Consider the following 6,474-nt stretch of genomic DNA (forward strand, 5'->3'; position numbering starts at 1 on the left):
CACTCAGCAGTCTGACCGCGTAGTCATGACTTCTCCGGCTCTGGGGGGGCTGGGGCGGCCCATGCGTCTGGCGGGGCCGGAGGTGTGGTGACCGCGACGCTCGGCCGGCCCATCGGTCACATGTCCATCACTACGTCCCGTATCCCCCACAGAGCCTCAGACGGTGCACTACGGTCATCCCACCTGAACATCCCAGGGGGGATCATGAGCAACCCGTATACCGCGCCACCCACGCCTGGAAGGCCAGCACCCAAGTGGGCCCGGAAGCGCTTCGTTCTGCCCGCGCTCGGCCTTGTTTTCTGCATTGGCATCGGTGCCGGGGCGGCCAGCGGCGAGACCAAGACCGCCAAGGAGGAGACGAAGCAGGCGGAGGCCGCGCCGAAGCCGGGTCCGACGGTCACCGTGACCAAGATTGTGACTGCGAAGCCGAAGCCGGCGCCGACCGTCACGGTGACGAAGACCAAAATCGTGAAGGTGAAGGTGACGGTGACTGCGAAGGCGCCTGCCGTGTCCAACGACGACGAGTCCTCTTCGGGCGGCAGTGCTGGGGGCGGCGGATCGGTGTACTACAGGAACTGCTCTGAGGCTCGCGCGGCCGGAGCTGCGCCGATCCATCGCGGCGAGCCGGGGTATGCCTCTCATCTGGACCGTGACGGGGACGGTGTCGGCTGCGATACCTGACCGGTCGACACCGGACAGCATGACGCCCCACCCGCGATGGGTGGGGCGTTCACGTCTCTTGCGCTCAGGCCCCCCGCTGGCGGTCCGGCGGGCGGTCCGGCCACCAGCGGCACGGTGCGCTCTTCCTGTGCGGCTCCGTCGGTGGTCGGGTCTCGGTACTTGTGCCCGTCCGCAGTGAGTAGGTAGGCCGTGCACCGGATCACGGGCTCTCCGTTGTGCTGCTCGATGGTGACGGGCGCCGTGCGGTCGAGGTCTTTCGGCTCGATACCGTTCGCGCGCAGCCAGTCCTGGAGCGCGGGCAGTTGGCTGGCCTCGAGGATGTGGTCCCACTGGTCCAGGAGCCCACCGCGACCGTACGGATGGCCGTGCTCCCCGAAGCGGTCGTCTGGTACGTGCCCACCGTCATCGAGTACGTCGACGGCGTCGACCTGCCGCTCCCCACGGACGGCTTCGCCCAGCGCATCGAGGAACTCGCCGCCGCCCGCTGACAGGCCCGCCGACAAGCGGGCGTGGACGGAATCGTCTCCTGTTCCTGTGTGGCCGTCCGCTGTTCGCGGACGGCCACACCAAAGGCCGTCGCCGCTGCAACAGCTGACGACCGATTTTCCCCTTGTTGCGTCGAGTGGCAACGGCCGGGGAAGCCTTGTGTGAAATGTCCGGGCCCGGCGTCACACGTTCATGCGTGTGCGGGGCCCTGTGCGCGCATGGCCAGGGCGGCGTGAAGGAGCTCGTGCTGGATCTCCCCCGTAGACAGCTGAGGTCATCTCCGCCTCCCCTCCGGAATCGCTGCGCGGTGGCCGGTTACGGATATAAGTAAGCAGGTGAGGGTGGGGGACGCGCAATGTTGATCAAGGTCGCTACGTCGGACAGATGCAAGTGCCGGACCCCGCAGCGGTGGTACCGGCACCCGGTGACCTGGCAGGATCCCTGATGGGATTTCAATTCCAGGTGGGACAAGGTGAAATAGGAGCACGTTAGCGCCTTGCTGCCCCATCCCTTGACAGCCGACGATTTGCCTGAGGTCCCTGGATTCACCTGCGCTGCAACGCGGTGGATCCCGTGCCGGGGCCGAGTCGAGTGGCAACGAGCCGAGGGAGAAAAAAATTGAACAACAAGGTTCTGGCGCACGCGTCATGTGTGGAGGGCCCCGGCCGGGCCGGCAGCACGCTGCTGCCCGTCCCCGCTGTGGCCGTCGTGATCGTGGTGGTCGTCCTCACCGCCGTGATGGTGGCCTGCCAGATGCCGTTGGAGACCGTCGTCACCGCCATCACCGTCGGCGGTCTCCTCGCGGTGGAGCTCCTGCGCCGCACGATCGCGGCGCTCGCCCCCCGTTCCCGGACCCTCTAAAGGAGAGCCGGGATGGGGCGCACCCCAAGCGCTCCTGCGGAGGCTGATCTCGCCGTCGAGCTGGCGCAGTGGCTGCGGTCACTGCGCCAGCAGGCGGGACTGACCTACCAGCAGATGGCGCACAAGACACGGGCCGGCTTCGCGTCGGCCACGCTCTGGCGGGCTGCCCGCGGTACCACGGTGCCGCGCTGGCCCGTCGTCGAGGCATTCGCCACCGCCTGCGGTGGCGACCTGGGCCAGGCTCGCCGGATGTGGACCGCTGCCGCCGAGCAGCGCCGCTCCAGCCGCTCGCCCGCACTAGGCAGCCGTAGCGAGCCGGTCCTCCGTCCGGAATTCATCCACACCCCAGCGCAGCTGCTCCAGGCGATGCGCGCCATACAGCTCGAGGCCGGCGGCCTGTCCTTGCGGGAACTGGAGGCAAGGGCGACCTCCCACGGAGTGACTCTCCTGCCACACAGCACCGTCGGAGCGGTACTCCGCGGTGAGCGGATGCCCTCGAAAAAGCTGCTGGTCCACTTCGTGGAGGCATGCGGCGTCTCCCGCGCACCCACCGCCGCTTGGGAGGACGCCTGGGAGCGAGCGGACGCCTACCGGTTGTGGGTCAAGGGCAACAACCGCCGGCACGAAGGCCGTCAGCTCGTGAGAGCTGCCTGAACCATCACAGCGAGGACATGGCCTCAATCGCCTCCAACGGCGGTTGAGGCCATCGCTGCGGGCCCGGGGCATCGTCGGGCCAGGTTCGTTTTCCTGGGTCAGGCGTTTCCGGGCCAGGCCCAGCCGGTGCTTGCGCAGGACCGTGTTCGCTGCCGCCTTGCCGGTCGTCTTCGTCACGTCGTCCGGCGCTTCGATGGCCGCACCGGTCTCGCGGATGCCGTCTGCGGGCAGGTGCCAGCTGCTGGAGCGGAAGTCGGTTGATGACCCGGCCTTTGAGAGGCGTGGAGGAGGGCGTCGGCCAGGACGAGGGAACCTGGCCGGCGCCGGACTGTGGGGTGCGGGCTGCCGGCGGTGGCGGTCGCCTTCGCGGCGAAAGGCACCGTGGGGCTTCAGCCGAACGATCTTCCCCACAGGCAATAGGTGAGGCCCGGGGACACTGTCCCACCGGTCGGCACCCGCGAATACTCCAACCAGCACCGATCCCCAGACATTCCCGTGCCAGGAACCGATCAGCCCGAGGAGAAGGTGCCTGGCTGTCGGCCTGCCCGCAGGGCCCCTGCCGGATGGTCGCATTGCCGACCTCTTCGAGCAGGATCACGACGGACCGGGCCCGCGTCCCGGTGGGGAGTGGGCCCGGTGCGCGGTTGGGGTGGTGGTCAGTCGGCGAAGTTGGCGCCGAAGTTGGGCGTGCCGGTGGTGGAGACTCCCGATGAGCTCGGCGAGACGGAGCGGGCGCCGGTCGTGGTGATCTTTGTGCCGCTGGAGGGCAGGTACGTCACCGCGCCGTTGCCGGAGTTTTCCCAGGAGCTGACCAGCAGGTCGGCCTTGCCGTCGCCGGTGACGTCGTCGAGCTTGGTGTCGAGGCCGAACCCGTCGTACTTCTCGTCGTCGCCGGGCACGCCGGCGGTGCTCTGCGTGAAGTACTGGGCGCCGGAGTTGGTGTTCAGGCCGCTCGCGGAGCCGTACAGGACGGTGACCGCGCCGGTGTCGGCGACGCCGTTGAGGTCCTCGCCGGCGGCGCTGATGACGATGTCCTGGTAGTTGTCGCCGTTGATGTCGCCCAGGTCGAGCTCGTAGCCGAACTGGTCGTTCTTCTCCGACCCGCCGGGGACGTTGCCGGTGTTCTGGGTGATGCCCGTGGTCGAGCCGGGGCCCTCGTTGGAGCCGTAGGTGATGTTGACTTTGCCGCCCAGGGCGGAGTTCGGGATGGTCGTGCCGTCGTCGGTCGTGTTGTTCCAGTAGGCGCCGCTGACGATGTCGCCGAAGCCGTCACCGTTGACGTCGCCGATGGCTGTGATCACGCCTGGCTTGAGGGCGGTGGCTGAGGAGGTGCTGAGGCCCCGCGCGGCGCCTGGCACGTAGTAGTTGGTGTTCCAGCCCCAGTCGGTCTGCGTCTCGAAGCCGTCGACCACGAGGTCGGTGCGGCTGTCGCCGTTGACGTCACCGGCGGTGAGGTTCATCGGTCCCCGGGCGCTGCCGCCGGACTGGATCGGGGGCTTGATCGTGTAGCGGCCGCCGGAGGTGCCGGAGGTGCTGATGCCGCCCTTGTAGACGTAGACGGTGCTGGAGGAGTTGCCGACGGCCAGGTCGTCCTTCCCGTCGTCGTCGAAGTCGCCGGCGGCCAGGTTCTTGCCCCAGAAGTCGTGCGCCGAGACGGCGGGGTCCGTGATCGTGACACCGGTGCCGGTGATGCCCGAGGCCGAGCCCCACAGCACGGCGAGGGTGCCGCCGTCGGTGTCGCCGCCCACGTCCTCGCCGGCCGCGGCCACGGCGATGTCGTCGTAACCGTCGCTGTTGAAGTCACCGTAGGCGGTCTCACCACCGAAGGCATCTCCGGCCTCCGCGGTGCCGGGGACGTCGGCACTGTTCTGGCTGAGCACCGTGCGCTTGGCGGACGACACGCCGGTGGAGGTGCCGTAGAGCACGACGAGCTGGCCCGCGGTCTTGTTGCCACGCCGTCCGCGGCGAAAACCAGGACCTGACCGCCGTCATCGGCCGACTGCGCGAACTCACCGCCAGCGGCGACTTCGCCTACTTCATCGACATCGCCCACTTCATGGCCGGCCTGCCCCTGCTGGAGCCCTCGACCACCCGCTGGACCAAGAGCGAAGACGACGTCCGCTCCGCATGGCACGGCCTGGCCCAGGCCCGGCAGGAACACCTGCGCGCCGGAAACTGACCTCGGCATGCGCGACGGCCCCGACCAGATGTGTCTGGTTCGAGGCCGTCGCCATGCACGGGCAAGGACCGGGCACCGGGCCCGGGGAAATCAGCCGGCGTCGGGGCACTGCCCCACCCCGCGCCGTCTTCGTTCCGGCCCAGCGCCGCCGGGGGCGCAGCCCCACGTCTCAACCAGCGCCGTTCAGCAGTATTGTCTTCCCTCCCTGGAACGCCAGGGGGCGGCAGTGCCTCCGCGGGTTCGGTGGTCGCGCGGTCAGCGAACAGCCAAGCTCGCGTTGAACCCGCCTGGCTGTGGGCTCGGGATGACAGCTCCCCGGGCCCGTGGTGCCTTCAACTGAACGGTCGGCTCAACGAACGCGACACGATCGGCCGTCACATCCACTTCGTGCACGACGCTGCTTCAACTTCGGCAGTGTGCCGACGTCGACGCTTTGAGCAGGTCGGGTCGTGGTGGGAAGCTCATAGCTTTCCGGCGAGCCGCACGGTGTTGTAGTACGTGTTCGCGGTCCTCCGGCAGCCGACTCGCTGCGACTCATAGAAACCCGGTTGTATGGCGCAGATGCGCCGCATGTCCTGGAGAAACGCCAGGTCGATGCGTTCCTTGTGCGCGCCGGTGAACGCGTTGAGCTTCTTGTAGTTGCGGTACCCGAAGTCGTGGCGCTGGCACGGACCCTTGAAGTTGAATCCGCCGGGCTTGTCAGGAGAGCCGGAGCAGTAGTCGGTTGACCAGTCGAACCGGTAAGGATTCTTTCCCTGGAGAGAGCGCTGCCATGCAATGCTCCACGCCTCAAGGCCACGACGGTCGGCAGAGGTCAGGCGCCGTAGCTGGGACAGTTGCTTGTCCCGGAACTTCCCTGATGCGGTGGTGGACGTCGACAGCTCTGCCGATGCTGCGGTCCGTTCGCCCGAGGCTGATTCGGCGGCGGCATCCGTGGCGACGCCGAGCGGCAGGAGCACAACGCCGAGGGCGGTGGCGCCTAGGAGCCGGATGTGGGTGTGCACGTGTGTCTTTCCTTCCGTTGGCTGACCAGCGCATGGTGATGTCGCGGGCCAAGGCGTGTACGACGGCGCGGCCGTCCGGCTTTCTCCGGTCGGCCGTTTCTCGCCTGACCTTGAGTTTTCTGGACCGGGGATTGTCTGGCAGGCCCCTTTCGCAGTACCGGACAAAGAGTGGGATGCCATCGACGGCCGACCAAAGGACATCGACGACGACTCCCTCTTCCTGTCCGGCGCCAGCACTGCACAGGAAGCGCAGCATTTGCATGGCCCCGGTAGGGGCGGCGACCGTAGGGCGGGCCTGACGTCGTCGTTCGGCACCGAGTTCGGCGCGGCGCTCGCCGAGTTTGACGAGGTGGTGCTGACGGGCCACTCGCGGGTCGGTCAGGAGGTGGAGCTGCGGGAGCTGTCCGCCGCCGTGGACGACGCGGGGCCGAGAACAGGGCGGATCTGGTGCAGTCACTGCTCGGCCCGGTGCGCGATAGCTGCGGTGACGGCCTCCACCAGCGCGTCGCCGTCGGTCGTCGGGATGGTCGTGTCAGTCGGGGAGACGATTCAACGGCGGCCACAGGAAGCACGGCAGCCGCTGCTGCGGGTCCGATCCGGCCTGTGAAC

General features: G+C 68.2%; 7 protein-coding genes and 1 pseudogene. 6 read left to right on the plus strand and 2 right to left on the minus strand.

Annotated elements, in window-relative coordinates; genetic code table 11:
• Positions 1–204 precede the first annotated feature (204 nt).
• From ACFV2X_RS41835 to ACFV2X_RS41850, 4 genes are all read left to right on the plus strand, one after another.
• Positions 205–681: an excalibur calcium-binding domain-containing protein gene (locus ACFV2X_RS41835; RefSeq protein WP_385626552.1), complete on the plus strand. Its 477-nt coding sequence runs from the start codon at positions 205–207 to the stop codon at positions 679–681.
• A gap of 302 nt (positions 682–983) precedes the next feature.
• The gene (locus tag ACFV2X_RS41840) at positions 984–1,169 is read left to right on the plus strand and encodes a hypothetical protein (RefSeq protein ID WP_385626553.1); all 186 of its coding nucleotides are present in this window, start codon (positions 984–986) and stop codon (positions 1,167–1,169) included.
• 616 nt (positions 1,170–1,785) lie between these two features.
• The gene (locus tag ACFV2X_RS41845; protein ID WP_385626554.1) at positions 1,786–2,028 is read left to right on the plus strand and encodes a hypothetical protein; all 243 of its coding nucleotides are present in this window, start codon (positions 1,786–1,788) and stop codon (positions 2,026–2,028) included.
• A 12-nt stretch (positions 2,029–2,040) separates the two neighbouring features.
• Positions 2,041–2,682 (plus strand): helix-turn-helix transcriptional regulator, encoded by a 642-nt coding sequence (locus ACFV2X_RS41850; RefSeq protein WP_385626555.1) that lies wholly within the window; start codon positions 2,041–2,043, stop codon positions 2,680–2,682.
• A gap of 656 nt (positions 2,683–3,338) precedes the next feature.
• Here ACFV2X_RS41850 and ACFV2X_RS41855 read toward each other — a convergent pair.
• Positions 3,339–4,634 (minus strand): annotated as a pseudogene (locus tag ACFV2X_RS41855) (integrin alpha); the annotation flags it as partial.
• 104 nt (positions 4,635–4,738) lie between these two features.
• On the opposite strand from ACFV2X_RS41855, the gene ACFV2X_RS41860 reads away from it, so the two are divergent.
• Positions 4,739–4,861, plus strand: coding sequence for a hypothetical protein (locus tag ACFV2X_RS41860; RefSeq protein ID WP_385626556.1), 123 nt, complete (start codon positions 4,739–4,741; stop codon positions 4,859–4,861).
• Positions 4,862–5,322: 461 nt separating this feature from the next.
• Here the strand turns inward: ACFV2X_RS41860 and ACFV2X_RS41865 are convergent, their stop codons facing one another.
• The gene (locus ACFV2X_RS41865; protein ID WP_385626557.1) at positions 5,323–5,865 is read right to left on the minus strand and encodes a phospholipase; all 543 of its coding nucleotides are present in this window, start codon (positions 5,863–5,865) and stop codon (positions 5,323–5,325) included.
• Between the two features lie 55 nt (positions 5,866–5,920).
• Between ACFV2X_RS41865 and ACFV2X_RS41870 the strand changes: the two genes are divergently transcribed.
• On the plus strand, positions 5,921–6,472 hold the full coding sequence (locus ACFV2X_RS41870) for a hypothetical protein (RefSeq protein ID WP_385626558.1): 552 nt from the start codon (positions 5,921–5,923) through the stop codon (positions 6,470–6,472).
• Positions 6,473–6,474 lie beyond the last annotated feature (2 nt).

Origin of the sequence: Streptomyces sp. NPDC059679 (assembly GCF_042734105.1) — a bacterium.
Taxonomy (GTDB): domain Bacteria; phylum Actinomycetota; class Actinomycetes; order Streptomycetales; family Streptomycetaceae; genus Streptomyces.

What these genes read in the sequence shown, in the direction of transcription:
- ACFV2X_RS41850 (WP_385626555.1), top strand. Translation starts at nt 2,041, where the DNA reads ATGGGGCGCACCCCAAGCGCTCCTGCGGAGGCTGATCTCGCCGTCGAG.
- ACFV2X_RS41860 (WP_385626556.1), top strand. Translation starts at nt 4,739, where the DNA reads ATGGCCGGCCTGCCCCTGCTGGAGCCCTCGACCACCCGCTGGACCAAG.
- ACFV2X_RS41835 (WP_385626552.1), top strand. Translation starts at nt 205, where the DNA reads ATGAGCAACCCGTATACCGCGCCACCCACGCCTGGAAGGCCAGCACCC.